Source organism: Nocardiopsis sp. NPDC055824, assembly GCF_053616335.1.
Genome location: NZ_JBSHDN010000397.1, coordinates 1 through 1825, shown reverse-complemented (window position 1 = coordinate 1825; position 1825 = coordinate 1). Strand labels below are relative to the sequence as shown.

1 protein-coding gene is annotated in these 1825 nt (G+C 71.6%); it reads left to right on the top strand.

Features of this window, described 5'->3' with window-relative positions:
• The first annotated feature begins 318 nt into the window (after positions 1 to 318).
• The gene (locus ACWGL3_RS32130) at positions 319 to 1779 is read left to right on the top strand and encodes an amino acid permease (RefSeq protein WP_267948414.1); all 1461 of its coding nucleotides are present in this window, start codon (positions 319 to 321) and stop codon (positions 1777 to 1779) included.
• The last annotated feature ends 46 nt before the right edge of the window (positions 1780 to 1825 follow it).

The window sequence follows — 1825 nt, the reverse complement described above, 5'->3', positions numbered from 1 at the left end:
ACCCCAGGGGGTGCGGCGCGGCCGTTCGCGTGTCCGGAGCCGGGCGGCGGCACGCGGCGGGAGCCCCGTCGCGCCCCGTCGCGCGGAGTGCGCGCGTGTGCCATCGCTCACACCCGCCCGCGTTTTCTTGCGCGGAAGCGCAAGGATGCGCCGCTTCCCTGGGACAGACGCAACGAATGTGGGTCATGTTACCTGGGTAACGCAGCTACGGTTACTGAGGGCGTTTTCGGGCTGATTCCGGCACGAAACGCCCCTTCACCTCCCACATCCCTTCCCGGGGGACAGGTGTGCCCGCCCACAGCAACGAGGAGTAGTCACGTGGTCGACCAGAAGACCCCGGCGGACGCGGCGGCGCCCGTCGGCGTGCCCGCACTGAGGGAGCGGCTGACCCGGCGCAAGCCGGTCGAGAAGCTCGTCGCCGAGACCAGCGACGGCACCGGCCTCCAGCGGCACATGGGCTTCTGGCAGCTCTCCATGATCGGCATCGGCGCCACCCTCGGCACGGGCATCTTCGTCGTGTTGGGCGAGGCCGTCCCCGTGGCCGGTCCCGCCGTCGTCCTCGCCTTCGTGCTCGCCGGCGTCACCGCGCTGTTCTCCGCGCTCGCCTACGCCGAGATGGCCGGGATGATCCCCGCCTCCGGCTCCGCCTACTCCTACAGCTACGCCACCATCGGCGAGTTCATGGCGTGGGTGTGCGGCTGGTGCCTCATGCTCACCTACGGCGTGTCCGTCGCCGCCGTCGGCGTCGGCTGGGGGCAGTACATCGACGAGCTCCTCCACCTCACCACCGGCCTGTCCCTGCCGGGGGCGGTGCTCGCCGGGCCGCTGGAGGGCGGCGTGGTCAACCTGCCCGCCGCGATCGTGGTCCTGCTGTCCATGTTCGCCCTGCTCGCGGGGGTGCGCGAGAGCAGCCGGGTCAACGCGGTCATGGTCGCCGTCAAGGTCGCCATCCTGGTCATGTTCGTCGCGATCGCGATCACCGCCGTCCAGGACGGCAACTTCGCCCCGTTCATGCCGATGGGCATGGCCGGGGTCAGCGCCGCGGGCGCCACCCTGTTCTTCTCCTACATCGGCTTCGACTCCGTCTCCACCGCGAGCGAGGAGGCGAAGAACCCCCAGCGCGACCTGCCCCGCGCGATCATGTTCTCGATGATCCTGGTGACCGCCATCTACTGCCTGGTCGCCTTCGCCGCCGTCGGCGCGCTCGACTGGACCGGCTTCGTGGACGGCGAGACGTCCCTCGCGGGGATCCTCACCCTGGTCACGGGCACCCCGGTGTGGGCGGTCGTCTTCGCGGCCGGAGCGGTCCTCGCCCTGGCGAGCGTGGTGCTGGTGGTGCTCTACAGCCAGACCCGCATCCTCTACGCGATGTCCCGCGACGGGCTCATCCCCAAGGCGTTCTCCACCGTGGACGCCAAGGGCACCCCGCGCGCGAACACGGTCATCACCTCCGTGTTCATCGCGCTCCTCGCCGCGCTGGTCCCCCTGGGGCCGCTCGCGGACGCCACCTCCATCGGCACCCTCTTCGCGTTCGCCCTGGTCAACGTGGCTGTGCTGGTGCTCCGGCGCACCCGCCCCGACCTCCCGCGCGCCTTCCGCGTGCCCGGCGCCCCCGTCACGCCGGTCCTGGGGGTGCTCGCCTGCGCCTACCTCATGTTCAGCATGTCGCCGAGCGTGTGGGCGGCCTTCGGGGCCTGGCTCGTCGTCGGACTGGCCGTCTACTTCGGCTACGGCATGCGCCGCTCCGCACTGGAGCGCGTGCCCGCGTCCGGGGTCTAGGCCGGGCGGGAAGGCCGCACCGCATGCCCGCGCCGGGGCCGGGGAC